Below are 26993 nucleotides of genomic sequence, written 5' to 3'. Positions count from 1 at the left end.
AAATGAGGAGACTTAAGATATGAATGTGTATGAACAAGCGAGCGAGTGGATGCGACAACGGCAAGACGTCCCTTCTGAACGCCTGCAGCAAATCGAACAAGAAATTGAGCGCACCGGTACCTATACGTTGACGACAGAGGAGTTGTGTGAGGGTGCGAAAGTGGCGTGGCGGAACTCGAACCGTTGCATCGGACGATTGTTTTGGCAGACGCTTCATGTGATCGATGCTCGAGACGCCACAACATTTGATGATGTCTACGCGCGGCTTGTCAATCATCTTCATTTCGCGACGAACGGTGGGAAGATCCGCTCGACGATGACGGTCCTTCCGAACGAGTTCAAACTGTTGAATACGCAGCTCATTCGGTATGCCGGATATGAGACGCAAGACGGGATCATCGGGGATCCGATGTCGGTGACGATGACGAAACGGGCTGAACAACTCGGTTGGGTCGGTGCAGGCACGCCGTTTGACGTCCTGCCGCTCATGATTACGGACGGTCAGGATGTTCGTCTTTATGAATTACCGAGTGACGCTGTGCTCGAAGTGGATATCGTGCATGAGGAGTATGACTTGTTTGACGGGCGCACCATCAAATGGCACGCCGTCCCGGCCATCGCCGACATGGAGCTTGAAATCGGCGGTCTCCGTTTTACATCCGTGCCGTTCAACGGCTGGTATATGGAGACGGAAATCGGTGCCCGTAACTTGGCAGACACCGACCGTTATGACTTATTGCCACTTGTCGGCCGTTCACTCGGGCTCGACACGTCGAAAGAACGCTCCCTTTGGCGGGACCGTGCCCTCGTTGAATTGAATATCGCTGTCCTTCAGTCGTTCGAACGGGCAGGTGTCACCATCGTTGACCACCATACCGCCGCAAAACAGTTCAAACGATTCGAAAAGAATGAACGGGAAGCGGGGCGTGACGTCACCGGGCAGTGGAGCTGGCTCATCCCACCCCTATCGCCTGCGACGACGCACGTCTTCCATGAACATTATGACAATATCATCAAGACGCCGAACTTGTTCGCACGAAGTGGATGTCCGTTCTCGGGGTTTCGTCAGCCGGTAAAAGAGGAAATAAAAGGCTAGAACCGAGAGAAAGGATGATTGCTGTGGCAGTCCCACTTTGGAAACGAGCCGTCGCCGGTCAAATCGACCAAGTCGTCTTTCAGACACCGGCCAAATTGGTTGAGAAGGCAATCCGCAAAAAGGTATGGCCAGACAAGGAAGTGAAGCGGTATTACTTACCGACCGTTGTGACGATGGCTGGAGAGGTTTACTGTATGCTGTACCAAAACGGTCAGACACTTGGTGATCGAGTCGTTGGAATAAAAGTCGTGAGTGCGGACGGACGCCCGCTCTCTCTTGAACAGGTCATCAAACGGACACTTTATAAGGACGTCGTCTATCCGGCGACGCTCGGGATTCCGCTCATTCGAGCGCTCCAACAGATGAAGTCGAACAAAGACCTCGAGTTGCCGCATGACGAATTCGCCCATACAAAATTGATTTCGACGAAGTGAAGAGAAGCAGGGCGACCGCATGTCGCTCTGTTTTTGTGTCTCGTTCGGACGAGTAGGAATAGGGGCAGAAAATAAGGTATAATGGGATTGGACAAAAATGAACGACCATTGGAGGCTTTTTAGTTATGACAAAAATCGCATGGATTACCGACAGCATGGCCAACTTCTCACAAGAAGAGGCGGCGCGTCTCGGTGTGGATATCGTCCCGATTCAATTGATTGTGGATGGCAACGGTTATAGTGAAACAAATCTCTCGCTTGAAGACTTGCACCGGTATATGATTGACCAAAAGAAAGAAGCGAAGACGTCACAACCGATTTTCGGAGATTTCATCGGCCGCTACGAGCGCTTGAAAGAAGAAGGATATGACTGCGCCATCGCCGTCCACTGTTCGAACGGATTGAGCAGCACGGCCAAAAACTCAAAAGCAGCGGCAGAGGCGGCTGACTTTAAAGTGTATACAATCGACTCTCACGCTGCGCTCGAAGCGCAACAAGAGCTCGTTCGAATCGGAAAGGCTGCTGAACAAGAAGGCAAATCCGTCGAAGAGATTGTCGCATTGCTCGAGGCATGGCGTGATAAGAAAAACTTCTTCATGATTATCGGAAACATGGAAACGATGCGCCGCGGTGGCCGTGTTTCTTCGGGTGAACTGTTCCTTGCGAACATTTTGAACATTAAACCGATCATCACGCTCGATGAGACGGGGAAAGTCATTCCGTTCAAAAAAGCACGCTCGTTGAAGAAAGCCTATGCGGAGATGGTCGGCGAACTCGAACGTCGCCACGCGGAGAACGGTGTAAAAGACAATCGTGTGTTCGTCCAGACGGCACTCGCACCGAAGATGCAAGACGACCTTGTCGCACTTATCGAGTCGAAATTACCGGGTCTTGAAGTGGTACGGACACGATTCTGTCCATCCATCGCGGTACATGCCGGGTTTGAGACGGTCGGTGTCTTGTGGCTCGACGCTTAATTAATAGGAGGAATATAAGATGGAAGCAATGACAACGTTGACTGGATTGAACGAACGGATCGCGAGCACGGAACAACTGCTCGTTTACGTGTCACATCCAGGATGCAGTGTCTGTCATGCGCTGAAACCTCAAATCGAAGAGATGCTCCATCAATTCCCTGACATCGAGGCGGTCGCAGTGGATTCGGACGAAGTCCCAGAAGTTGCGGGAACCTTCTCCATTTTCACAGTACCGGTCGTCCTCTTTTTCATCAACGGAAAAGAGATGCTACGTCGGGCGCGATTCGTCCCAATCGGGGAATTGACACATCAACTCGAACGCATGCAAGAAATGAGACAAGCCTAATCGAAGCCCATCATCCCACTTGACGGATGATGGGTTTTTTTCGTAGGTGAACGGGTAAAGACCCGCAAACACATAAGGGGTGATTCGATGCGGGGCAAACAATATGTGGGAGAATCGATTGATGTGTATTATGATGTGTCGCTTTGCGTACATGCGGCAGAATGTGTGCGCGGGCTACCGGACGTGTTTGATACGAAACGAAAACCGTGGATTTTACCAGACGGTGCCGAGGCGCCTGATGTCGCGACGGTGATTGAACGTTGTCCAAGCGGTGCGCTCCAATTCGTCCGAAAAGACGGAGGAGATGCGGAGACGCCGGATGTGCCGATATCTGTTAAGCTGAACGACTGGCAACAAATCGAGGTGCGGGGCGACCTTCACATTGAACAAGGGAATGACATCATTTCGACTTACCGAGCGACATTGTGTGGATGCGGGCAGTCTGAGAAACGACCGATTTGTGACCATAGTGGCGCATGTAAAGGATGAGAGGATGAATGAGGATGCATATTCCACTGCATTCAGAATGGCACGACACAAAGTTGACCTTGCATTTGATTTCCCAGCTGCTCGGGAAGATCAGACTTCAACTGGCACCGCCAGAACCGCAGTGGGGGCATGTCTCGTTGCCGCTTATGGTGCAAGGATTCACGACAGGGTTGTTGTTCGAAGGAGAACGAACGCTACAAATCGACGTGGACCTGTTGACGTCTTGTCTCGTCATCCACGTCGAGGATCAGACGGACGCCATTCCGATTGAATCGGGGAAGACGATCAAGTCTTATCACGATGATTTATTCGCGCGTCTTCGCGAACACGGGATACATGTGAACATCAATCCGAAACCACAAGAGATGTCGTTCACAGGCCAGCTCGATACGGACGAGACACCGCTTGCCTATGACGCAGCGTATGCCCGAAAAGGGTTAAGGTTGTTTCAGCGAGCGGCGCACGAACAACTGACATATTTATCAAAACTGCGATGCCGAAAAATCAAACCGGCCCTCTTTTGGGGAACGTTTGACGTCTCGTCACTCGTCATTTATCCGATTGAACAGCCATTCCCGGAGGACAAAGTGATTGAGCGTGTCGCCTTTGATGAACAGTTTGTCGAATTCGGATTTTGGCTCGGGGATGATGTGACGGATCGTCCAAGTTATTTTGTGTTGCCGTATCCGTTTTTGTTCAGACCGTTGCCGACGGAGACGTTGAAGCCGGGCGCGGCTTATTATGACGCGGAAAAGAGTGAATTTTTCTTGCCGCTTGATGAAGCAACGAGTGGTCACGTCCAAGACTTTTTGTCCACCTCGTTCGATATCTTGATGCGTGAGATGGATTGGACGACACGTGATCATTTCTTCATCCCGCTAAAACTAGAGGAGGAGCGTGGTAAGTGAATGGAGATCAAACAGAAGGAAAATACGTTTTACGTTGGGGACGAGGCGAAGCCATCGGCAGAACTGCACTACGTACCGACGGGACCCGACAAACTGATTGTCGATCATACGTATGTCAGTGATGACCTGCGAGGACAAGGAATCGGGGAGAAACTTGTGGTCGCTGTCGTCGACTATGCTCGGACAGAAGGGAAGACAATCATCCCGCTTTGTCCGTTCACAAAAAATCAGTTCGATCGTCATCCTGAATACCATGACGTGTTGGCGACATAAAAAATGGAGTGCCAAATGGCGCTCCATTTTCAGGTTATTCTGCTGCTTGTGGGACGAGGTAAATCAAACCGAACGGGTTATGCAACAAGTTGTCGATTGTCGTCCGTTCGTCTTCACCCATCTCGACCGTGAAGGCACGTCCGTCTTCGAACGCGAAATGGTCACCATCGCCGAACATCGCGCCACCTGAGATGAGGTGGAAGTTGAACGAATGAATCACATGGATGGCATCCTCGATATCAAGTGTCATCGGAACAGCCACGTCTGCATGACCGAACGCTTTCATTCCCCATGACATATAGGCGTTCTCTTCTTCCGTGATGGCCGTCAACAGCGAGTAATCGAGCGCGAGGTCTTCTTCTTTCGACTCTTGCCATTCATCTTTCGAGAAAGAGACACCAGCCGACTCGACCATGACGCCAACCCCACCAGCATTTAAGACGGCATTTGCGGCACGGCGCGCAGCGGCAACGTCTGTCAAATCGTTGACATCGACAATCAAATAGACGACATGCGTATGACGGGCGATTCCTTTTGCGACTTTTGGTGTGAATCCACCCGAACTCGCGTGAATCATCGCCTCGGCGAGAGCCGGGTCTCGTTCGACGACTTCTACAGTAAACGCCTTGCCAGTCTCATCTTCGAGCAACAACAGACCTGCCATCGTGTAGCCTTCACTATGTAAACTAATTTGTTCGTTCACGCCTTCCGCGGAAGACCAGTTCCCTGGAATGGCGAGCATAACTTGTGTACGATTCATGTCAATCATCCTTTTCTGCAAAAGTCAGGCCCCTCCTCGGGAGAGGCCTGGTCTATCTTTTATTATGCCCTATTTTGGCACAAATTATTCTTGATATGTCTTCAATACTTCCTGAAGTGGGATTTGATCAATCTTCCGTCGGCTGATAAACGTGCTCAGGAAGAAGAGGAGAACGACCGCACCGAGCGTATAGACGATATAAATCCACTCGAATTCCAGCGGCAGCACGAGCCCATAATCTTCTGCGAACACGACGATAATGACCCGAAGCGTCAACAAGGCGATTGGAATGCTCAAAAGGGCCGAGACGAGCGCGTAAATGAAGTAACTGTTCAGTATCATCGAGCGGACTTCCCGTTTTTGGTACCCCATGACTTTCAACAAGGAAATGACATAGTAATTCTTCTCGACCGTCAGTGCCGTCAGGACGAATAAGATGCTGAAGGCGATGAGGGATGCCCCGCCGATCAAGACGTTCATCATAAAGTTCATATATTGATTGATGGATTCGGACTGCTCAATCAACCCTTGACGCGACAAGATGGTCGTATAGTCGGAGTCATCTGGGCGCTCCATCGCATAGATGCCATTGAATAAGTCATCCGTCATCCCATCCGAAAGAAGTTCACTTAACGTCGTCCGGGGCAAATAGGCGAAGTCTCCAGAGAATTCATCGGCGATACCCGTGATGGGATAAGTCAGCGTTTCCTCATTCAGTTCGATATCGATGTCCTGCCCGACCTCGAGTCCGAGTTTTAAGGCAAGGGATGACGATACGATTAGTCCGTCAGGTTCAAGTGTCAGCGTGTCACCCTCTTCGTTGCGTAAAGGGAATAAGGTATTGTCGATATCTAAGCCTTTCAAGGTGATCAGTTTCTCTTCAACAAACGCGAACGGATAAGTGAGGAATGGTTCTTGTCCGTCTTCGATTGGCGGTGAACCGTCTGTATACGCTTCGTATTCATAGACGGCCTCATTCAAACCACCCACGGTCATTCGGTCGACGGCTCCGTTCATCATCAGGGCGAAGACGATGAGAATGGTCGAGAACAAAATACCGAGGAAGAAAATGAGAAAACTGCCTGTACTTTTGACGGCATACAAGTATTTGAACTTCGTCTTGCCGCTCGCTCGCTTCAATAGTCGACTGACGAATCGGCTCAGTCGATTCAAGGAGACGTTGTCTCGAGGTGATAGAAGGGCGAGGGCGCTTTCTCCCATGATTTTATAGATGACTGCGCCTGCGACGAGCGCGAAGAATAGCAATGGTGCAAACACGGCCGTGAGAAAGACGAGCGGACTTTGGGCGATGGTGATGGACGGTAAAAGGTAAAAGTCGAGATACAACTGTTTCAACGGGTCCGCAAAATAAAGACCGAGGAAGTAGCCGATGATGAGCATGAAGAAAGCGAAAATCAAGATGAGGACGAGATAGGGCGTCGCGATTTGACGGCGATTATAGCCGATCGCTTTCAACAGTCCGATTTGGCCACGTTCCGCCTCGAGCATGTTCGAGATCAAGATGGCGACGATGATGACGGCAATCGACACGATGAAGAGACTGAGTCCGAGCGCCATCGCTTTCCCAGATGAGATTTCACTATAAATCGCACCGCTACGGATGATATTTTCTGTCTCCATGACGGACACGACAAATGGCAATTCGAGATTGGTCACGACTGTCTGCTCCGTCACACCCGATAGACGGAACGACTCTTGTCCGACAGTGGATTCGAACGATTCGTCCGTCATGAGTAAGAGCGTTTGAGAGCCTGGGTCTAGATTGAAAAAGTTGTCATCGAACAGTGGGAGTGTGTAGTCAGGGAAGAGGACGAACCCGCTGACGGTGAACGGTCTGCCGAGATCAATCGTGTCCCCGATTTCAATCCCGTTCTCTTCAGCATATTTTTTGTTGAGGGCGACCTCGTCATTCGTATTTGGTCTTGATCCAGCCTCTACATAGGAACGGTTGATTGTATCAGATTCCTTCAATATGAGACCACGATGTTCGGCATCACCGAGCGTGTACGTGATCGTTTTGAAGTCACGGAGCTCAATCGTCGCCTCTGGCATCTCTCGTTCGACTGCATCGATGCGAGATGCGATCAAACGATTAAAGACGTCTTCGTCGGTCTGTTTGATGTCGGCCAGTGTGAACGTTCCGGTTCCAGCGAGTGTGGCGATATCGGGATCACGTAATTCTTCTTCCGTTACCCGGTTCAGCATCTCGATGGCGAAGTCTTCCTGGTTCGATTCCTCCAAGTATTCTTCGGTCGGAACTTCGATTCCGCTGATCCCATAGAACATCATCGTGTACGTGAGCGAACTCATGACGATGATGATGGCGATGGCGAGCAGTTGCATCCATTTTTTGCTGAGCGTCTTCCACACGTTTTTGTACAGCATGTCGCCACCTCCTTATCCCCAACGAATGTCACGTGCCGCGACGCGGGTGTCATTATGGATCACTTCGACAATCCGACCGGAATTCATCTTGATGACATCGTCCGCCATGTCGCTGATTCCATTGTTATGCGTGATGACGACGATCGTTTTTTGATACGTCTCGTTCAGTCGTTCCAATAGCTCGAGCACCTTCTTCGAATTCTCTTCGTCAAGCGACCCCGTCGGTTCGTCACAGAAGACGATAGCTGGATTTTTAGCGAGACTACGGGCGACGGAGACCCGTTGCTGTTCACCGCCGGACAATTGATAGGGATATTTGTCACGGGCTGTCGCGAGTCCGACTTGATCGAGCAATTCATCGATGGGGAGTGGGTCTTTCGTCAAATCAGATCCGATTTGAATATTCTCATAGACAGTCAAGTTTTGAAGGAGATTGTATTGTTGAAAGATAAATCCGAGATGGTCGCGTCGGAATGTCGTCATCTGTTCAGGAGATAAATCGGTCAACACCGTGTCCCCGAATGTGATCTTGCCGCTTGATACGGTATCGAGTCCGCTGATGACGTTGAGTAATGTACTTTTCCCGCTTCCACTCGGTCCGAGGATGACGACGAATGCACCGTCACGAATGGTTAGGTCAATCTCTTTCAAGGCGGCGGTCTCTACATCGCCGGTCTTGTAAATTTTATTGACGTTCTCGAGTTGAATCATCTCTCGTTCGCCTCCTTTGTTCGTTATGTATCATGTACCCGTTTCGAGGTCAGATTGGACGAGCTGCACATAGGATGTTTTGAAAAAATAGTGAAACCGCTTCACCTGTGATAAAATAATATAACCAGGTACTAAAAACTTTTTTTAAGGGAGAACTTTCCATGAAGATTGCTTATATCACGGACAGCACGATTGTCCTTCCAGATGCTTTAGTGAACCACCCAGACATTCATATCGTCCCTCTTTATGTCGTCAAAGGGGACCAACCGTATAAGGACGGGATTGAAGTCGATGCGACGACCGTCTATGAGTGGATCGATGCCGGGGAGCGTGTGTCGACGAGCCAGCCTGCCATCGGAGACTTTGTCACTCTCTATGAGAAGTTGAAAGACGAGTACGATATGGGAATCGCCATTCACTTGTCGTCTGACTTGAGCGGAACGTATTCGGCATCCGTACAAGGGGCCGAAATCGCAGAATTTAAGTTACTCGCTTTCGATTCACGAGCAGGCATCTATACGATGGGACTCATGTTTGAGGAGTTGATTGAACGTGTCGAACGAGGCGATGCACTTGAAGACGTCGAAGCCTACATGAAGGAGCGCGTCGAAGATGTTCGCATCGAGTTGACGCTTCAAAATTTGACGCAGATGCAAAAAGGCGGACGTATCTCAAAATCGAAAGCATTGATCGGGAATATGCTTCAATTGAAGCCGGTACTTCGATTTGAGGATGGATTAATCGTTCCTTATCAGACCGTCCGCACATACAAGAAAGCACAAGCCCACTTGTTCGAAGTGTTGCGTGCGGCGATTGAGTCAGGAGAATGTCAGGATGTCTCGATTTTCCACGGGAACGTCCCTGAACTCGCGCAAGAATGGAAAGAACGACTCGGTGACAAGATTCCGATTCGGGTCGACACGCTCGCACCGCTTCTCGGGGCACATACGGGATCTGGGTCGATCGGGATTTCATATTTGAAAGCGAAATAAGACATGAAGGCGATGCTCGTGAGAGGATCGCCTTTTGTATGTTTCAATGTTGTTTTTGCTTCCGTAAAAAGAGAAACGTGATCGTCAGCGAATAGATCAAAAGAAATGTGATGAGAAACATGGAAAGGTCCATTGTTAGCCTCCTTTCTATGACTGTTGCCGACTTGTTGTTAAGTAAAACATCTAAATGGGAATAATTTCAATATTTCATTGTCTCAACTTTCAAACAATTGCTGGAATGTTTTTGCATTACGGGTCATACTAGAAAAAATGAACGGGAAAAGGGGAGAAGACGATGCGATTTCGGAAGTATCTAGTTCGGAGCTGGCTCGCATGGGCCGTCGTCTTCACAGGTGTGACGTATTTGACTTTGCACCACCTCGAATCGTTCGACTGGCCGTTGTTTTGGTTTATCTATACACTAGGTGCTTTGTTCGTCATGAACCCGCTCAAGCGTAGACATCTGCATTTCACGTTCCATGAGATGTTCGTCTTTATCACGTTCTTCCTCTATGGACTCGCCCCGGCCCTCCTGATGGGACAGCTCCTCTTGTTCACCTTTCAGGCGAGGACGTTCAACCGTCGGGTAGGGCGTCGTCGTTTCTTACATTTCTATCCGCTCAATACGGTAATTGAATGCCTCCTCGTCCTATTGCCAGGCCTAGCCTATATCGGCCTCGGTGGACGCATCGGTGAACCGGTTCATTTGATGCAACAAGGCGTGGCGATGTTGGCGTTCTTAGGTACGCTCTTCCTCGTTCTAACGATGAGTTTTGCCCTGTCGTACTTCATGGTCGGAGAACGAATCCCGTTACCGATCATGTGGCGGTTGATTCGATTCGATTGGCTCGTCGTGTCACTCGAACTGTTGTTCACGATGATTGCGATTGAATCGTATCTCGTGTTTGGATATGTCGGGCTGATTGTCACATTCTTCGTTCTATCCGTCTTAAAGATGACGATGTCGAAAGCGACGGAGACAGAAGAGACGAAAACAAAAGTCGATCAGGTCGAGCGATTGAAAGAGCAGCTCTATCGTGTCGATAGTGAACAGCTGTTGATTGAAAAGTTTTGGAACGGACTACGTGACGTCGTTGAAGTCGAACGTGGTTGGCTGCAGGTCAACCGAAAAGGGGAGCGGACGTTTTATGATATGACGGGACGCATCATCCCGAGTGTACCGGACGCTTATACGATCGAGCGCTATCAAGACGAGGATGAGCCATGTTTCGTCTATGATTCACTTCATGAATGGCATCCCGACTTGCAACAACAGCAACAAGAGCTTCATCATTCGGCGCTCGTTATCCAGCCTGTTTGGGGAGCGGAAACGGCCGTCAGCTGTATGGTGTCGACGACAGCGAACGGCGCGTATGAGATGCCGATTGCCGTCGAAGTGAATCGGCTCCTCAAAACGTTGTCGTGGTCAATCGAGCGAATCGATGAGCGGGACCGCCTTCAACATGAGAGTTTGACGGACCCGTTGACAGGTCTCCATAATCAGCGGGCGTTACGTAACTGGACGACAGAACGATTGAACGACGTCGCATCCTATCCACTATCCCTTTTCCTAGTTGATTTGGATCATTTCAAGTCGATCAACGATACATATGGACATGCGTTCGGGGACGAGGTGTTGATTGAGGCCGGACAATTGTTCACGCGTAGCGTTCGGGCGACAGATTTGGTGACACGGTATGGTGGCGAAGAATTTGTATTCGTCTTTCCTCGGATGGATGAGGCTGCAGCCCAACTGGTCGGTGAAAAGATACGCGACGCACTGAAACGACATGACTTTGGCACGGAAGGGACACGCATTACGGTGACGGCGAGTATTGGGATCGAGACGATTCATGAATATGAAGACCTCGATACGGTACTCCGGCATGCGGACCGAGCCATGTATGTCGGTGCCAAGTTCAATGGTCGTGACCGGGTCGCCCACTATCAAGGATTATCAACAGAAGTCAGATGAAAGGAGGATCCGCCAAATGGCAGATCCTCCTTTTGTATGAAAAGATTATGAGTTCGTATTATAAAGTTCCGATTCAACCGCATGAACGGCGGCTGACCAAGAGCCGTAACGATGTAAGATCGCTTTTGTCGAAGGTTTGTTGTTACGCTTCGCCCATTCCCGATATGCTTCGAATGAGAGGGAGAAGCCCATTTCCTGAATAGCTTCACGGAGCGCGTTGGAGAGTTCCGTTTTCGAATAGGTGACACTTGCCTCAAGTCCTGCCTCGGCACAGGCATCATGCCACGAACCGAACGTCTTGACGATGTGATAATGGCTCGGTGCCTTCGGATGGAGCTTTCGCCATTGCTGATACTTCTTCAAGGTGATGATCGAGCCCATGTCTCGCGAATAAAGCGCAAGTGTCTCGATGATGTCCTCGCGTGTATACTTTGGCATTTTGTCTGGCAATTCGACAGTTGCTTCTCCATGCCATTCATAGCCTGCGATGGCAAGTGCCTCAGCCCATGACCCGAACTGTCTGATGATCGATTCAGGAGATGGCCAATTCTGTTCCATGGCAAAGCGACGATAGACAGAACGGCGCGGACGTTCCTTCAGCAAGTCCCCGAGAAGGCGGATGCAATGGATCATCCTCTGCTGTTCAGTGGACAGGTGATGGGATTTAGTGGTTAGCGTTTGACTCAATGATGGTTCCTCCTTCCGTGGACTCAAATATGAACCGACAAAGATGAAAAAAATGCTCCTACAATCATACTATCGGATGGTTTTTCGGATTTATTAACGTGATTTTGAAAATTTTTAAACATATTCTAAGAAATGGATAGGTCTAAAGTCACAGATAAAGATTTCAAAAAATGGTAACAGTTCTATTACAAATTAAATCGAATTTCGAGATAAATGTAAACAAAAAGTTTTAATCAACCAAAAATGTCATATTTTTATAAAAAAGTACCCAACTGGAGAAATGGGGTCATCGCCTTCGCTCCAGATGAGTACCCTTCTATAATAAATTTAATTTTCAGACTAATCAATCGAATATTGAAATTACATCAAAAAATTTTTAACAGCTGGTCAACGAAAGTCCAATTCTGCTAAAATAGGCGCATTGAGTGAAAAACAGAAAAGAGGATTACCATTATGACAGTTTGGTTATTTTATACGTTGCTCGGATTGATCCAGGGATTCACGGAGCCGATTCCGATTTCATCAAGTGGACATCTTGTTATCTTCCAAGAATTATTTAACATCGACTTGCCGGGATTGTCATTTGAAGTTTTCGTAAACTTTGCTTCGCTCCTCGCGGTTTTGACGGTCTATCGTAAAGATGTCATCCGTCTCATCGTCAGTTTATGGACGTTCCTATTCAAGAAGGACCGAACGGAAGAAACGATGGTCGATGTGAAGTTTATCGGCTTGCTCCTCGTCGCAACGGTTCCAGCCGGTGTCCTCGGTGTCATTTTCGGCGACTGGATCGGAGAAGTACTCGGTGGCGTCGCGACGGTCGGATATACGCTCATCATCACAGGTCTCGCGCTTTGGTTCATTCGAAATATGCGCGGGAATAAAGGGGACGGCGGTATCACGTTACGTGACGCCATCTTGATTGGGCTCGCCCAAGCGGTAGCACTTATCCCAGGCATCAGTCGCTCTGGGGCGACCATCGTCATGGCGATGTTACTCGGGATCAAGCAGGAATCAGCACTTCGTTTCTCATTCTTCCTGTTCATCCCGATCAGTCTCGGAACGATGATTTTGGACGGTCCGGCTTTGTTTACGAACCCGGAGACGAGTGACTTGTTCGGCCCGCTCATCTTGGCGTTCATCGCCTCGTATGCGTTGACTGCGATTTCGTTGAAGTGGTTCCAACACGTCATGGCCAAAGGCGAACTGAAGTATTTCTCATATTATTGCTGGATTGTCGGGCTTCTTGTCGTCCTCTTTCTCGCATAATCGAGGCGCTACTCTCACGAGTGGCGCTTTTTGTTTTGCGAAATAAAAACAATTGCGATACAGTAAATCTGTACAAACAAATATTCCTTCGGGGTCGGGTGAAATTCCCAACCGGCGGTGATGGGCCATGCCCTAAGTCCGTGACCCGGGCGCACGTGTGCGAACGGTGGATCTAGTGAGACTCTAGAGCCGACAGTATAGTCTGGATGGGAGAAGGAACAAAAAACAGGTCCGCGTGACCTGTGCTTCGTCGTACGCTTTTCTGTAAAGAAAACGTTTATTTGGCTTGTTCAAAAGCGACGAAAACCCTCCCACCAAGACCCTAAGGACCTTTCCTTAGGGTCTTTTGTTTGTACGGAAAAAAGGAGGGAGAACGATGAAACAGTACATGAAACAGGCCATCCAATTGGCGAAATCGGCCGATGGACAGACTGGGGCGAACCCGCTCGTCGGTGCCGTTCTCGTCAAAGACGGTCGCATCGTCGGGCTAGGCGCCCATCTCAAGGCGGGCGAACCGCATGCCGAGGTTCATGCAATCAAGATGGCAGGTGCGGCAGCGAACGGAGCAACACTTTTCGTCACGCTTGAGCCGTGCTCGCATCACGGGAAAACACCACCGTGCGCCGACTTGATTGTAGAGTCCGGGATCAAACGGGTCGTCATCGCCATGGAGGACCCGAACCCGCTCGTTGCCGGAAAAGGAATCATGCGTCTCCGGTCGGCTGGGGTCGAGGTCGAAGTCGGACTGCTTGAAGATGAAGCAAAGGAATTGAATCCAGCGTTCTTGCGAGCGCTCGAGACGAAACGACCGTACGTCATCTTAAAGACGGCGACGAGCCTCGACGGGAAAGTTGCCTTGGAGTCGGGTGAGAGCCAGTGGGTGACGAGTTCGGAAGCTCGTCGTGACGTTCATGAACTACGCGCGACAGTCGATGCGATTTTGACGGGGATTGGAACGGTGCTCGCCGATGATCCGGCACTGACCGTTCGATTGGACCGAGAGACACGTCAGCCGAAGCGAGTCGTCCTCGACCGTGATCTTCGCTTGCCACTCGCGAGCACGCTTGCTCGAACGGCTGAAGACGTACCGGTCCTCCTGTTCACTTCGTCAGACGATGAAGAGAGACGGGAACGGGCGCGTGCTATGGGCATCGAGCTATTCGATTATACGTCACTCGGGAGCATGCTCGAGACATTGTACGCGAACGGGGTTGGGCGCTTGTTGGTGGAGGCGGGACCGACGCTTGTCACGTCCCTTCTTGACGGAGGGTATGTCGATGAATGGGTCGCCTATCAATCACCGCGCGTATTCGGCGGAAAGAACGGCATCTATCGCTCGCAGCAGGAAGGCTCGATCGATGCGATTGCTCGCTTTGGCATTCATCAGGTCGAGACGATTGGACCTGATCTGAAAGTCGTCCTTCGAAAGGGGGCGCTCTGATGTTTACCGGAATCGTAGAAGAAATCGGTTCGGTCAAAGCGGTGAAGCGAAATGGACCGTCCTTACGGCTCGTCCTGTCAGGTACGAAAGTGCTCGAGGACGTGAAGGTCGGGGACAGCATTGCGGTGAACGGGATTTGTCTGACGGTCACGACGTTTGACGCGTCGACGTTCGCTGTTGATGTGATGCCAGAGACGTTGAAGGCCTCCAGTTTAGATGGGGTCAAGCCGGGCACACGAGTCAATCTGGAGCGGGCGATGCCAGCGGACGGACGATTCGGTGGGCATTTCGTGTCCGGACACGTCGACGGCGTCGGACGCATCGCCAAGAAACGTCCGCTCGCGAATGCCGTATATGTCGACATTCAATGCGACCGTTCGCTTCTTTCATACATCGTGCCGAAGGGATCGATTTCTGTGGACGGGACAAGTCTGACCGTATTTGACGTATCAGAACGTGGATTTACCCTGTCCTTGATCCCGCACACGTATAGCGAGACCGTTCTCGGATCGAAGCATGTCGGCGACTCTGTCAATTTGGAATGTGATCTGTTAGCAAAATATATGGAAAAATTAGTCGGACAGTCGAAGATGACACTCGAGTCTTTGGCGTCACAAGGTTATGGAAAGGCGGGATGGTAATGTTTGATTCGATCGATCGAGCGATTGAGGAGTTAAGACGCGGACGTCCCATCATCGTTGTCGATGACGAGGACCGTGAGAATGAAGGTGACTTTGTCGTGCTCGGTGACAAGATGACACCTGAGACGATGAACTTTTTAATCACGGAAGGAAAAGGACTCGTCTGTGCAGCCGTCGCCGAAGAAGTCGCGGCACGCCTTGACCTTGTGCCAATGGTGACGAACAGTACGGACCCACATGGGACGGCATTTACGGTCAGTGTTGACCATGTCGATTCGACGACAGGCATCTCTGCGAGCGAGCGCTCCCATACCGTTCGCGAATTGGCGAATCCGTCATCACGTCCGTCTGACTTTCAACGCCCAGGACACCTTTTCCCACTCATCGCCAAAAAAGGAGGCGTCTCCGTGCGCCGTGGCCATACGGAAGCGTCCGTCGATTTGGCACGACTTGCAGGCAGTGAACCGGTAGCCGTCATCTGTGAAATCATTCGTGAAGACGGGGAGATGGCCCGCGTACCGGACTTGGTGCAAGTCGCCAAACGTCATGAATTGGCCTTCATCACAATCGAGGCATTGGTCCGATATATGGAGACAGACCTTGTCACGCGCGAAGCGGACGTGTCACTTCCCTCATCGAAAGGCGCGTTTCGGATGATCGGATACGCGAATCGGTTCGACCGACACGAGCACGTCGCTCTCGTGACCGAGACGCTGTCGGACGTCCCGCTCGTTCGAATTCATTCGGAATGTTTGACGGGAGACGTCTTCGGGTCGTTCCGATGTGATTGCGGTCCACAACTCGATGCTGCTATCGGTCGAATCGAACAGGAGTCGGGCATCGTCCTTTATATGCGCCAAGAAGGACGAGGGATCGGACTCGTGAACAAATTGAAAGCATACGCCTTGCAAGAGGAAGGGTTAGACACGGTCGAGGCGAACGAGGCGCTCGGATTTCATCCCGACATGCGTGACTATCGTGTCAGTGCGGCGATGCTCCGTGACCTCGGAGTGACCCGTGTTCGCCTCATGACGAATAACCCAGAAAAAGTCGATGCCTTAGAATCATGTGGCATCACCGTCGTCGAACGTGTACCGCTCCATGTCGGTGCGCACGAAGCGAACGAGTCATATCGAATGACGAAACAACTCAAAATGAACCATATCGGAGGATGAATGAGATGACATATACATTTGAAGGTAACTTAGTTGGAGAAGGCTTAAAGATTGGAATCGTCGTCGGACGATTTAACGACTTGATTACGATGCGTCTACTCGATGGAGCGAAGGATGCGCTGAAGCGTCACGGCGTGAAGGAAGAGGACGTCTCGCTCGCTTTCGTCCCGGGTGCGTTCGAGCTCCCGCTCGTTGCGAAAAAAATGGCGATGAGTAAAAAATACGATGCGATCATCACGCTCGGTGCCGTCATCCGTGGCGCGACACCGCACTTTGATTATGTGTGTAACGAAGCGGCCAAAGGAATCGCGCAAGCGAGTTATCAATCGGAGGTCCCGGTCATCTTTGGCGTATTGACGACGGAAACGATCGAACAGGCGATTGAACGGGCTGGTACGAAAGCAGGAAACAAAGGTTGGGAAGCGGCGACGTCGGCCATTGAGATGGCGAACTTATTGAAGCAAGTGTGATGTCGAACCGGGTGCATCGTCACCCGGTTTTTCAATTGGTATAAGCAGGGTAAAAAGACTGAAAATTGGGTAAAATAAACTCATGGAACGATTGATTTCATTTCAGACAATAAGGGAGGTTTGGCACATGGCAACTTCGCATGAATCATTGACGTTACAGTTACAACAACAAGAGCGACTCCATCACCTGCTTTCGTCACTCCTCAATCGCTTTTTAACAACAGAGATTGCGGATTTCAAAAAGCGGGTTGACCAGTCGCTAGCCGAACTTGGACATTATTTCGCGGTCGACCGCGTCTATGTCTTCGATTACGATTTCACGAACCAGGTTTGTCACAACACGTTCGAGTGGTGCGCCGAAGGCATCACCGCCGAAATGGACAATCTTCAAGACGTGCCAATCGATGTGTTGCCCGAATGGGTCAACACCCATGTCGCGGGTGAGACGATGTATATTCCGCGCGTGGCTGATTTACCAGAAAATAGTGTCGTCCGCGGGATTCTCGAACCGCAATCCATTCAAAGTCTGCTCGCAGTCCCGATGATGCAAGGGAAGACGTGCCAAGGATTTGTCGGGTTTGATTCCGTCGTCTCGGAACGGACGTACACGGAATACGAACAACAGGCACTGCAAGACTTCAGTAATGCACTTCTCGGGGCGGTCGAACGACATCGGATCGAGGCGGGACGCGAAGAAGCACAGCGTATCCTTGCCGAGCGGGAAAAAGAAATGATCGATTATCAAGAAGGACTTGTCCGTACACTGTTACGCCTGTCAGCACTCCGCAACAATGAGACGGGGAACCATATCGAGCGGGTGCAGGATTTGTCGACGCTCTTTGCGACGATTTTATATGATCACCATCATCCGGATGTGTCTCCTCTTTTCATCGAAGGGATTCGACTCGCGGCACCGCTTCATGATATCGGAAAGATCTCTGTCCCGGATGCGATCTTATTGAAGGCGAATAAGCTATCCGATCAGGAATGGGTATTCATGAAAGATCATGTGCGCGTCGGGGGCGAGGTGTTGAAGGATTTACAAACACAGTTTCCTCATAACTACTTTATCCAGATGGCTTACCAGATTGCCCTCTATCATCATGAACGTTGGGACGGGACGGGATATATTAAAGGCTTGAAAGGGGAAGAAATCCCACTTGCGGCACGAATCGTCACCATCATCGACGTCTATGACGCTCTTCGTACGGTCCGCCCGTATAAACCTGCCTTCTCACATGAAGACTCGATTGTAGCGATGAAAGACATGAACGGAGCGTTCGATCCGACGCTATTTGAACTGTTCTTGCTCCATCAAGAAGAGATGGCCATCATGTTCGAACAGACTTTTAAAGCACACTAATAAAGGAGACGCTCCCCCGAGGGAACGTCTCCTTGTTGATTAGAACGTTTCAGATGTCGTCTTCGCTTGCATGTGGAGTTGGATGTAATCCGGACCACCTGCTTTTGAATCCGTTCCTGACATGTTGAATCCACCGAATGGCTGGTAACCGACGATTGCGCCAGTGCAACCACGGTTGAAGTAAAGGTTACCGACGTGGAAGTTTTGGCGAGCGAATTCTTGGTTCGCGCGGTCACGTGTAAGCACCGCACCCGTCAAGCCGTACTCTGTGTTGTTCGCGATATCGATCGCTTCTTTGAAATCTTTCGCTTTTGTGAACGCAACGACAGGTCCGAAGATCTCTTCTTGCATGAGACGCGCTTTCGGGTCGACGTCTGCGACAACTGTCGGCTCGATGAAGTAGCCTGTTGAATCATCCGCGTTTCCGCCAGCGACGATGCGTCCTTCTTCTTTAGCGACATCGAAATACGATGTGATTTTCTTGAAGGCCGCTGCGTCGATGACAGGTCCCATGAAGTGTTCATTCTTCTCTGTGTTGCCGACAGAGAGTTCGTTCGTAAGTTCGACGACGCGGTCAAGTACCGTGTCATACACACTGTCCACGATGACGGCACGTGAACAAGCTGAACATTTCTGACCTGAGAAACCGAATGCCGATTTGACGATCGATTGTGCAGCGAGTTCGAGATCCGCTGACTCGTCGACGACGATTGTATCTTTTCCGCCCATCTCTGCGATGACGCGTTTGAGCCAGATTTGACCTTCGTTCAATTTAGAAGCACGCTCGTTGATGCGGAGTCCCACATCACGTGAGCCTGTGAAACTGATGAAGCGTGTCTTCGGATGGTCGACGAGGTAGTCACCGACTTCTGCGCCAGGTCCTGGGATGAAGTTGAGCACGCCTTTTGGAAGACCTGCTTCTTCCATCACTTCGACGAATTTCGCAGCGACGATTGGTGTCGTCGAAGCTGGCTTCAAGAGAATCGTGTTACCGGCAACGATTGCCGCGACAGCTGTACCGGCCATGATTGCGAACGGGAAGTTCCATGGGCTGATGACGATCCCGACCCCGAGTGGGATGTAGTCATAACGGTTATATTCGCCTGGACGGCTCTCGACTTTCTTACCTGGCTTGAGTTCGAGCATTTGACGTGCATAGTATTCCATGAAGTCGATTGCTTCTGCCGTATCCGCATCCGCTTCGTTCCATGGCTTACCAGCTTCTTTGACGAGGTAAGCCGAGAATTCGTGCTTACGTTTGCGGACGATGTTCGCCGCTTTGAACAAGACGTCTGCACGGACGGCTGGGTCGACGTGGCGCCATGAGTCGAACGCTGTGAGTGCTTCTTGCATCGCACGTTCTGCGAGCTCTTGGTTCGCTTTCGAGACGCGACCAATCACTTCTTCTTTGTTCGCTGGGTTGTAAGACGTGATTTTTCCTTCCGTCGTAACCTTTTCCCCACCGATTACGAGCGGATAGTCTTTCCCAAGCTCACCGTTCACTTTCTCGATTGCCGCTTGGATCGCATCGGCATTCTCTTTTTGTGTAAAGTCTGTGAATGGTTCATGTTTGTATGGAATCATTCTCGTTCCCCCTTAAAGTGATGTTGAGCGTTAAAGCGCTTACGTCTGTATTGTATCGAAATTATCGTAGAAATCCTAGTGAAACAATTTTCCAGAAACACATGCCATTGGAGCGACGATTCGAGACATGGTAGGATGGGGGAGAACACGGCTTTAGAAAGGACGAACAACATGAAAAAATGGCTCATTCCGCTTCTCCTCGTCTTCACGCTCGGGGCATGTGGGAACGACGAAGAGGCGGTTGTAGAAGAAACGAAACGCGCATTGCCGGATGCTGTCACAGAAGTGTATGCGGACTATCAAGCGGCGCTCGAGTCGGGCGATGCCGAGGCGCTCACGGCCATCGATTATGCGGGTCGCTTGACCGACATCCCGGCGACCGGCGCTGTCACGCGTCAGCTTGCCCCAGGAGATATCTATGAGAGTTGGGTCAACGAGGACGAAGACGTGGCGTTTCTCGTCCATGAAATGGTCGACCAAGACGGCAATCCGCTCCCGAACCGCCTCAGTAAAGTTGCTGTGAAGGATGGGGAGGACTGGTCGCTCGTCATCACGCCGACCGCGTTACCAGAGGACGTGATCGCTGAAGTCGGGGAACTTCTCATCGGGATACAGGCAAACGAATATGGGGTCAACGCGGAAGCGAACGCCCGTCTTGCGGAAGTTCCGGAAGATGAGGCAGGTCCGATTTACGACCGAGTCAATGCACAGACCGACTATACAGCTTTAGAAGCGGACAATAATGTCTTTCTTCTGATGGCGGAGACGTTGACGGTCGAAGAGAACCAAGCGATCATGGCCGATTACTTTAAAGCGTACGAGAAGTGGTACACCGACAATGAGGCGTCGCTTCGAGAAGCGGCCGCCACCGAAGACCCGATCGAGTATATCGAAGCACTCGACCCGTTAAAGACAAAACTAGAGGAAGCGATCGATGGTTTTGACGAACAACTCGTCGACCCGTCGTTCGGTTAAGGAGGAAAACAGATGCTCGCACCAACATTTTCATTACCGAACCAAAACGGAGAGATGGTCTCGTTAAAAGACTATTTAGGAAAGAAAGTCGTATTGTATTTTTATCCGCGTGACTCGACACCCGGTTGTACGACGGAGGCATGTGATTTCCGCGATGCGATGCCGAAGATGGAAGGCGCGGTCGTCATCGGAATTTCAGCGGACAGCCAAAAGAAGCACCAGAATTTTATCGCCAAGAATGAGTTGCCGTTCGACTTGCTCGTCGATGAAGATCACGAAGTGTCTGAGTTGTACGGTGTCTGGCAATTGAAGAAGAATTACGGGAAAGAGTACTACGGTATCGTCCGTTCAACTTTCCTGATCAACGAGGACGGCTACATTCAAGAAGAGTGGCGTAATGTCAAAGTGAAGGGACACGTCGAGGAAGTCGTGTCTGCAATTCATTCGTAAAACGAGCAACTGGAGGAATCGCCTCGAGCGGTTTCAGACTGTAGACAAACCATAGGTCTACAGTCTTTTTTTGACCAATCCAGGCACGGCTCGCTTTCCTAGAGGCAAGCAGTGAGCCGCATCGCGACTTTCGGTCGTTGCTGGGTCTCACTTTGCTTGCTATTCTCTCAGGAGTCTCGCCTGCCCGTATTTGATTATTGCTCTCAATCCGACACGAGAGGTCTTTGTACTTTTACATCCGATCCATTTCTGATCGAGATGCAGTCCATCGATTAACGATTCATATTGATTGTGAAATCGGTGCTTCTTAGTGCGGAGATATATTACAATCATATTTCGAAATAAATTTTAAGGAGCGTATGAGGACAAGGGTTCAGGGAAAATATTACAATTATATAACGGTGTGAAAACGCTTTCTTAGGGTGTGGCGCCTTGACTCGATTGTGAATGTTCTGAAAAATATAGAAGAGCGCTCAAATCAAGAACGTAGGAGGAGAGCAACACGGTGAATCAAATTGAAAGTTGGCTGTCGAGTTTATCAAATCTCGTCTGGGGGCCACATTTATTAATCTTACTTGTCGGGACAGGGATCTTTCTGACCGTCCGTCTCGGCTTTATTCAAGTGACGAGGCTTGGTGTCGGCTTGAAAGAGGCCTTTATTCCAAAGAATGAGAAACCGAAGAAGAAACAACGTGGGGACATCTCGCATTTCCAAGCGTTGATGACGGCTTTAGCGGCCACGGTCGGTACCGGAAATATGGTCGGTGTCGCGACGGCAATCGTCCTCGGGGGACCGGGTGCAGTCGTTTGGATGTGGTTATCTGGTTTTGTCGGAATGGCGACGAAATATGCGGAGGCCATCCTTGCGGTCAAATATCGTGTCGTCGATGAACGAGGCGAAATTGCCGGTGGGCCGATGTATTACTTAGAACACGGGCTAAAGAAAAAGTGGCTAGGCATGTTGTTTGCCTTATTCGCATCAGTCGCAGCCTTTGGGATTGGGAACGGGGTACAAACGAACTCAATCAGTCTCGCCTTGAACAATTCGTTCAACGTCCCAATGGTTGTGACAGGAATCGTCATGATGGCGGTGACGGCGTTTGTCATTTTAGGTGGTGTCAAATCGATCGGGAAAGTCGTCGGGATTTTTGTCCCGTTCATGATTCTTGCATATGTCGGAAGTGGGCTCGTGATTCTTATCATGAACCTTGAATTGGTACCGGGTGCCTTATCGACGATGTTCTCGAGCACATTCAGTGCCGAAGCTATCGGTGGGGGTGCGTTAGGTGCCGCGATTCGCTACGGGGTCGCGCGCGGTGTGTTCTCTAATGAGGCAGGACTTGGATCTGCACCGATCGCGGCAGCGGCAGCAAAAACCGATTTCCCGGGACGACAAGCACTCGTCTCGTCGTCTCGATGACACAGGTCTTGATCGATACGCTCATCGTCTGTTCGATTACCGGACTCACGATTGTCATGGGTGGTCAATATACGGAAGGACTTGAAGGAATTGCCTTGACGCAAGCGTCATTCGCTTATTTCTTAGGACCAATCGGTGAAATCATCGTGACGGTCTCACTCGTCTTCTTCGCCTATTCCACCGTCCTTGGCTGGTGTTATTACGGGGAACGTTCCGCGTACTATTTACTTGGGGAAAAAGTCATCGTCCCGTATCGTGTCCTCTATATTTTAGTCGCAGGGCTCGGTGCAATGACGACGAACTTAAATTTGATTTGGTCCATCTCGGATGTGTTCAACGGTCTCATGGCGATTCCGAACTTGATTGGACTCTTGTTCCTATCAGGTGTCGTCGTCGCCGAGACAAAACGATTCGAACTCGAACGAAAAAAAGAAGCGGTGCAATCTGCCGCCTAATGAGAAACCCGCCGACACGTGTCGGCGGGTTATTTTCATACCTTGAATTGTCGAATCAATGAATCGAGTTCTTCCATCTTTTGTTGCGACTGTTCGGTCGCGCGGTTCAATTCAGCGAAGCGATCGACGGACAGCGTTACTTTTTCAGCGATTTCCTGTGTACCGAGCGCTCCGTTGTTGACGGTCGTCGCCACGTCTTGAATGACACCGATCATGTTCGATGTCAATTGCTCAAGTTCACCCGCAGCAGCGGCGAACTCGGTCGCGGTCGTCTCGAAGCGACCTGCGTCCTCGCTATATTGTCCGGCTGCCTCCTCGAGTTGGTCGTAGTCTTTCAAGACATTCGTATCGAGGAAGTGAAGCATCTGCCCGGAGCTTTCATTCAAGTGGTCGACCGAATGAAGAACGGTCGTCGAGATTGCTTGGATGCGTTCGACGGTCGCCCGGCTCGTTTCGGCGAGTTTACGAATCTCATCGGCGACGACGGCGAATCCACGACCGGCCTCACCGGCACGTGCTGCTTCGATGGAGGCGTTTAGCGATAACAGGTTCGTTTGGGCGGCGATATCAAGGATGTCATTCGTGAGGGTCGCGATTTCCCGTACAGCTTTCGCGTCTTGCATCGCTTTCTCCAAGTTCGTGCGCGTTGAGTGAAGGACGCTAATCGCGTTCTCTTTCGCCTCTACCGCATGTGATTTAAGGGAGAGGGCGCGTTCATCGATTTGTTTCGCTTCGACTTTGCGCTCATCGGCCATGGTCACGATGTGGTGAATCGTCCGTTCCATATCGGATGCAGACGCATTCATTTCTTGCGCGCTTGCCGCGGTCTGTTGCATCCCGGCGGTCAAGTCTTCCGTCGTTGCGGCGGTCGTCGTCATATACGTGTCGAGTTCTTTCAACTCTTCATACATATGTGTCGATTGTTTCGTCACACCCGTTGTGACGTCGTTTACTTGAAGGATCAACTGACGCAAGTTGGCGATGAACTGATTGAAGTCACGGGCAAGTCCAGCGAACTCGTCGCGGCGCTTCACAGGAATCGACGTCGTCAAATCCCCCTCGCTCGTCGCGAGTTCGTGCATCTTCGTCTTGAACTCTTTGAGCGGCTCAAAGATGGAACGGAAGATGAAGAGCATCATGAGGATGGTCATGACGGCAGCGACCCCGAGAACAACGAGGAGCGTCAGCTGAACCTGTTCAAACATTTCAGCTGCTGCGGCCGTGTCTGTCTGAATCGCTTCCCGGTTCAGGTTGACGAGGAGGCCAAGCGAATTCGAGAGGGTGTCCGCACTAGCGGTAGCCGTGTCACGAATGTACGCTTCCGCAGCTTCTGTACCTTCTTCATTTGAAATACGGATAAGTTCATTCATGACGGTCTGGAAGTTGGCCCAATCGGAACTTGCTTGATCGAAGAGCTGTTGATCCTCTTCCATGATAATCGTCGCTTCATATCCATCCATCCGTTGCTCTAAGATGGCGACGGACGCTTGGATGTCTCGTTCGATATTTTGTTTCGTCACCGCGTCATCGACGAGGGCGTGGCGAATGAGATGGCGGCGAATTTCGAGCAATTGTTTATCGACTTGATGAATCTGGTCCATCCCCGGTACCCAGGAAACGGTCATATCTTCTTGAGCCGCTTTTGAGGCGTTCAAGGCATACCAAGAGTAACCGCTTACACCAAGAAGCAACACAAACATGATGCTGAAAGCGGTGATTAGTTTATTTCGGATCGACATATGATTCCTCCTTAACGAATCGTTTCTATCATAATCAGAATCCGTCGCCGACCGTATAGCTGATTTCGAAAGCGGGTCAATATTCGGGGTGGATTCCCCTAGTTTCATAAAAATGAGACAATTTAGAACGAGATAGATTTCCTTTTTTGTCTTCTGAAAAAGTGGTATGATAATGAACGATGTATTGAAAACTGTTGGAGGTGGGAATTTTGGCTCGTATTACAGAAGCTGAAGTTCGGCACGTCGCCGGACTTGCCCGACTTGCGATCACGGATGAAGAAGTGACGCACTTCACGGAGCAATTGACAAAAATTCTCGAGTTCGCCGAGCAACTCGATGAGCTGGATACAACGGGCGTCGAACCGACGACCCATGCCCTAGATTTGAAAAACGTACTACGCAAAGACGAGGTTCGTCCATCGCTTCCACGTGAGGAAGTCGAACGGATGGCACCTGACTGGGAGAACGGTCAAGTCCGTGTCCCTGCGGTCTTTGAGTAAGGAGGCCTTTCATGAGTTTATTTGACCACGGTGTAGCGAAATTGCATACGCTATTAAAAGAAGGCGAAGTCACGGTCACGGACCTCGTCAAAGAGTCATTCGATCGTATCGAAGCGACGGATGAAAAAATCGGTGCGTTTTTGACGCTCAATGAAGATGCGTTCGAGCAAGCGAAACGCATGGATGAGCTCGCGAAAACTTCAGACGATCCGCTCTTCGGTATGCCAATCGGCGTAAAAGATAACATCGTCACAAAAGGGATGCGCACGACATGTGCCTCGACGTTCCTCGAGAACTTCGTCCCGGCACACGATGCAACAGTGGTGGAGCGTCTTCACGACGCCGGCGCTGTCACGATCGGGAAGTTGAACATGGACGAGTTTGCGATGGGTTCATCGAACGAGAACTCGGCGTTCAAACCGGTCCGTAACCCATGGGACCCGACACGTGTACCAGGAGGTTCTTCAGGCGGTTCAGCGGCATCGGTCGCAGCTGGGCAAGTCCTCTTTAGCCTCGGTTCGGATACGGGTGGTTCAATCCGTCAACCAGCCGCTTATTGCGGTGTCGTCGGGATGAAACCGACATACGGTCTCGTCTCGCGCTTCGGCCTCGTTGCTTTCGCGTCTTCACTCGACCAAATCGGTCCGCTCACACGTACCGTTGAAGACAATGCTTACTTATTGAATACGATTGCAGGACATTGCGACATGGATTCGACGTCAGCCGAGGTTGAGGTGCCTGACTATACGGCAGCACTTAACCAAGATTTGACGGGGATGAAGTTCGCCCTTCCAGAAGAATTTATGGCAGAAGGCGTCGCGCCAGGTGTCCGCGAACAAATCGAAAAAGCGATCGAGACACTCAAGTCTCTCGGTGCGACAATCGAGACGGTATCCATCCCGTCCGTGAAGTACGCACTTTCGGCTTACTACTTGCTCGCATCGTCAGAAGCCTCTTCGAACTTGGCTCGTTTCGACGGCATCCGTTACGGACGCCGCGCCGAAGCGGACACGCTCGACGAAGTGTTCACGTATTCGCGTGAACAAGGATTCGGTGATGAGGTCAAACGCCGGATCATGCTTGGGACATATGCGCTCAGCTCTGGTTATTACGATGCGTTCTACAAGAAGGCACAACAAGTCCGTACCCTCATGAAACAGGACTTCGCGAAAGTGTTCGAAGAGTACGATGCCATCGTTGGACCTACGGCACCGACGACAGCGTTCAAACTTGGCGAACAGCTCGACGATCCGCTCACGATGTATGCGAACGATATCATGACGATTCCGGTCAACTTGGTCGGCATCCCGGCAATCTCGGTCCCGGCAGGTCTCTCAGAAGGACTTCCGGTCGGTCTTCAAATTATCGGGAACTACTTTGATGAATCAACACTTTACCGCGTGGCCCATGCTTTTGAACAAGCAAACGGCGGTTTCAAGATGCCACAGCTCTAAGGAGGA

25 protein-coding genes, 1 pseudogene and 1 riboswitch are annotated in these 26993 nt (G+C 50.6%); of the genes and pseudogenes, 20 read left to right on the top strand and 6 right to left on the bottom strand.

Annotated elements, in window-relative coordinates:
- Nucleotides 1-19 precede the first annotated feature (19 nt).
- The 7 genes from KNO87_RS00835 to KNO87_RS00805 all read left to right on the top strand — a co-directional run bounded on the left by KNO87_RS00835 (nucleotide 20) and on the right by KNO87_RS00805 (nucleotide 4523).
- Nucleotides 20-1096 carry a nitric oxide synthase oxygenase gene (locus KNO87_RS00835; RefSeq protein WP_214786703.1) on the top strand — a complete coding sequence of 359 codons (1077 nt, stop codon included), beginning with the start codon at nucleotides 20-22 and terminating at the stop codon, nucleotides 1094-1096.
- Nucleotides 1097-1110: 14 nt separating this feature from the next.
- A complete protein-coding gene (locus tag KNO87_RS00830; RefSeq protein WP_214793576.1) occupies nucleotides 1111-1530 on the top strand; it encodes an RDD family protein in 420 nt (139 codons plus the stop codon).
- 125 nt (nucleotides 1531-1655) lie between these two features.
- A complete protein-coding gene (locus KNO87_RS00825) occupies nucleotides 1656-2507 on the top strand; it encodes a DegV family protein (protein WP_214793578.1) in 852 nt (283 codons plus the stop codon).
- 19 nt (nucleotides 2508-2526) lie between these two features.
- Nucleotides 2527-2853: a thioredoxin family protein gene (locus KNO87_RS00820; RefSeq protein ID WP_214793583.1), complete on the top strand. Its 327-nt coding sequence runs from the start codon at nucleotides 2527-2529 to the stop codon at nucleotides 2851-2853.
- 87 nt (nucleotides 2854-2940) lie between these two features.
- A complete protein-coding gene (locus KNO87_RS00815; RefSeq protein ID WP_214793586.1) occupies nucleotides 2941-3342 on the top strand; it encodes a (4Fe-4S)-binding protein in 402 nt (133 codons plus the stop codon).
- A 14-nt stretch (nucleotides 3343-3356) separates the two neighbouring features.
- Entirely contained in the window at nucleotides 3357-4250 is an 894-nt protein-coding gene (locus tag KNO87_RS00810; protein WP_251126716.1) for a DUF5996 family protein, read from the top strand.
- Entirely contained in the window at nucleotides 4251-4523 is a 273-nt protein-coding gene (locus KNO87_RS00805) for a GNAT family N-acetyltransferase (protein ID WP_214793592.1), read from the top strand.
- Nucleotides 4524-4557: 34 nt separating this feature from the next.
- On the opposite strand, the gene KNO87_RS00800 is transcribed toward KNO87_RS00805, so the two are convergent.
- From KNO87_RS00800 to KNO87_RS00790, 3 genes are all read right to left on the bottom strand, one after another.
- On the bottom strand, nucleotides 4558-5283 hold the full coding sequence (locus tag KNO87_RS00800; protein ID WP_214786714.1) for a DUF4261 domain-containing protein: 726 nt from the start codon (nucleotides 5281-5283) through the stop codon (nucleotides 4558-4560).
- 84 nt (nucleotides 5284-5367) lie between these two features.
- Nucleotides 5368-7689, bottom strand: a complete 2322-nt coding sequence (locus KNO87_RS00795) for an ABC transporter permease (protein WP_214793594.1) — start codon at nucleotides 7687-7689, stop codon at nucleotides 5368-5370.
- A 12-nt stretch (nucleotides 7690-7701) separates the two neighbouring features.
- Nucleotides 7702-8400: an ABC transporter ATP-binding protein gene (locus KNO87_RS00790; protein ID WP_214786718.1), complete on the bottom strand. Its 699-nt coding sequence runs from the start codon at nucleotides 8398-8400 to the stop codon at nucleotides 7702-7704.
- Between the two features lie 161 nt (nucleotides 8401-8561).
- Between KNO87_RS00790 and KNO87_RS00785 the strand changes: the two genes are divergently transcribed.
- Both KNO87_RS00785 and KNO87_RS00780 read left to right on the top strand, forming a co-directional pair.
- Nucleotides 8562-9392, top strand: a complete 831-nt coding sequence (locus tag KNO87_RS00785; protein WP_214786721.1) for a DegV family protein — start codon at nucleotides 8562-8564, stop codon at nucleotides 9390-9392.
- 295 nt (nucleotides 9393-9687) lie between these two features.
- Nucleotides 9688-11367, top strand: coding sequence for a sensor domain-containing diguanylate cyclase (locus KNO87_RS00780; RefSeq protein WP_214786723.1), 1680 nt, complete (start codon nucleotides 9688-9690; stop codon nucleotides 11365-11367).
- 45 nt (nucleotides 11368-11412) lie between these two features.
- On the opposite strand, the gene KNO87_RS00775 is transcribed toward KNO87_RS00780, so the two are convergent.
- The gene (locus tag KNO87_RS00775) at nucleotides 11413-12054 is read right to left on the bottom strand and encodes a homing endonuclease associated repeat-containing protein (protein ID WP_074036465.1); all 642 of its coding nucleotides are present in this window, start codon (nucleotides 12052-12054) and stop codon (nucleotides 11413-11415) included.
- A 453-nt stretch (nucleotides 12055-12507) separates the two neighbouring features.
- Here KNO87_RS00775 and KNO87_RS00770 point away from each other — a divergent pair, with 453 nt between their 5' ends.
- The 6 genes from KNO87_RS00770 (at nucleotide 12508) to KNO87_RS00745 (ending at nucleotide 18410) form a co-directional block, all read left to right on the top strand.
- Complete coding sequence (locus KNO87_RS00770) at nucleotides 12508-13320, top strand: undecaprenyl-diphosphate phosphatase (protein ID WP_214793597.1); 813 nt, start codon at nucleotides 12508-12510, stop codon at nucleotides 13318-13320.
- Nucleotides 13321-13400: 80 nt separating this feature from the next.
- A riboswitch (FMN riboswitch) is annotated at nucleotides 13401-13542 on the top strand.
- Between the two features lie 154 nt (nucleotides 13543-13696).
- The gene (ribD, locus tag KNO87_RS00765) at nucleotides 13697-14761 is read left to right on the top strand and encodes a bifunctional diaminohydroxyphosphoribosylaminopyrimidine deaminase/5-amino-6-(5-phosphoribosylamino)uracil reductase RibD (protein WP_214793600.1); all 1065 of its coding nucleotides are present in this window, start codon (nucleotides 13697-13699) and stop codon (nucleotides 14759-14761) included.
- Nucleotides 14761-15402 (top strand): riboflavin synthase, encoded by a 642-nt coding sequence (gene ribE, locus KNO87_RS00760; RefSeq protein WP_214793603.1) that lies wholly within the window; start codon nucleotides 14761-14763, stop codon nucleotides 15400-15402. The genes ribD and ribE overlap by 1 nt, the downstream gene beginning before the upstream one ends.
- A complete protein-coding gene (gene ribB / locus KNO87_RS00755; RefSeq protein ID WP_214793606.1) occupies nucleotides 15402-16577 on the top strand; it encodes a 3,4-dihydroxy-2-butanone-4-phosphate synthase in 1176 nt (391 codons plus the stop codon). The genes ribE and ribB overlap by 1 nt, the downstream gene beginning before the upstream one ends.
- A gap of 5 nt (nucleotides 16578-16582) precedes the next feature.
- On the top strand, nucleotides 16583-17047 hold the full coding sequence (ribH, locus tag KNO87_RS00750) for a 6,7-dimethyl-8-ribityllumazine synthase (protein ID WP_214793609.1): 465 nt from the start codon (nucleotides 16583-16585) through the stop codon (nucleotides 17045-17047).
- Between the two features lie 127 nt (nucleotides 17048-17174).
- A complete protein-coding gene (locus KNO87_RS00745; RefSeq protein WP_214793612.1) occupies nucleotides 17175-18410 on the top strand; it encodes a GAF and HD-GYP domain-containing protein in 1236 nt (411 codons plus the stop codon).
- A 39-nt stretch (nucleotides 18411-18449) separates the two neighbouring features.
- On the opposite strand, the gene pruA is transcribed toward KNO87_RS00745, so the two are convergent.
- Nucleotides 18450-19994 carry an L-glutamate gamma-semialdehyde dehydrogenase gene (gene pruA / locus KNO87_RS00740; RefSeq protein ID WP_214786014.1) on the bottom strand — a complete coding sequence of 515 codons (1545 nt, stop codon included), beginning with the start codon at nucleotides 19992-19994 and terminating at the stop codon, nucleotides 18450-18452.
- Nucleotides 19995-20165: 171 nt separating this feature from the next.
- On the opposite strand from pruA, the gene KNO87_RS00735 reads away from it, so the two are divergent.
- The 3 genes and pseudogenes from KNO87_RS00735 (at nucleotide 20166) to KNO87_RS00725 (ending at nucleotide 23294) form a co-directional block, all read left to right on the top strand.
- Entirely contained in the window at nucleotides 20166-20969 is an 804-nt protein-coding gene (locus KNO87_RS00735) for a hypothetical protein (RefSeq protein WP_214793615.1), read from the top strand.
- A gap of 12 nt (nucleotides 20970-20981) precedes the next feature.
- The gene (gene bcp / locus KNO87_RS00730) at nucleotides 20982-21419 is read left to right on the top strand and encodes a thioredoxin-dependent thiol peroxidase (protein WP_214793617.1); all 438 of its coding nucleotides are present in this window, start codon (nucleotides 20982-20984) and stop codon (nucleotides 21417-21419) included.
- 505 nt (nucleotides 21420-21924) lie between these two features.
- A pseudogene (locus KNO87_RS00725) lies at nucleotides 21925-23294 on the top strand (alanine/glycine:cation symporter family protein).
- 35 nt (nucleotides 23295-23329) lie between these two features.
- On the opposite strand, the gene KNO87_RS00720 reads toward KNO87_RS00725, so the two are convergent.
- Nucleotides 23330-25033, bottom strand: a complete 1704-nt coding sequence (locus KNO87_RS00720; protein WP_214793619.1) for a methyl-accepting chemotaxis protein — start codon at nucleotides 25031-25033, stop codon at nucleotides 23330-23332.
- Between the two features lie 209 nt (nucleotides 25034-25242).
- Here KNO87_RS00720 and gatC point away from each other — a divergent pair, with 209 nt between their 5' ends.
- The gene (gene gatC, locus KNO87_RS00715; RefSeq protein WP_012727041.1) at nucleotides 25243-25533 is read left to right on the top strand and encodes an Asp-tRNA(Asn)/Glu-tRNA(Gln) amidotransferase subunit GatC; all 291 of its coding nucleotides are present in this window, start codon (nucleotides 25243-25245) and stop codon (nucleotides 25531-25533) included.
- An 11-nt stretch (nucleotides 25534-25544) separates the two neighbouring features.
- On the top strand, nucleotides 25545-26987 hold the full coding sequence (gene gatA / locus KNO87_RS00710; RefSeq protein ID WP_214793622.1) for an Asp-tRNA(Asn)/Glu-tRNA(Gln) amidotransferase subunit GatA: 1443 nt from the start codon (nucleotides 25545-25547) through the stop codon (nucleotides 26985-26987).
- Nucleotides 26988-26993 lie beyond the last annotated feature (6 nt).

The organism is Exiguobacterium sp. s34 (genome assembly GCF_018617435.1).
Taxonomy (GTDB): Bacteria; Bacillota; Bacilli; order Exiguobacteriales; family Exiguobacteriaceae; genus Exiguobacterium; species Exiguobacterium aestuarii.
The sequence above is the reverse complement of the archived record's forward strand: the minus strand, read 5'-3'. Positions and strand labels throughout refer to the sequence as shown.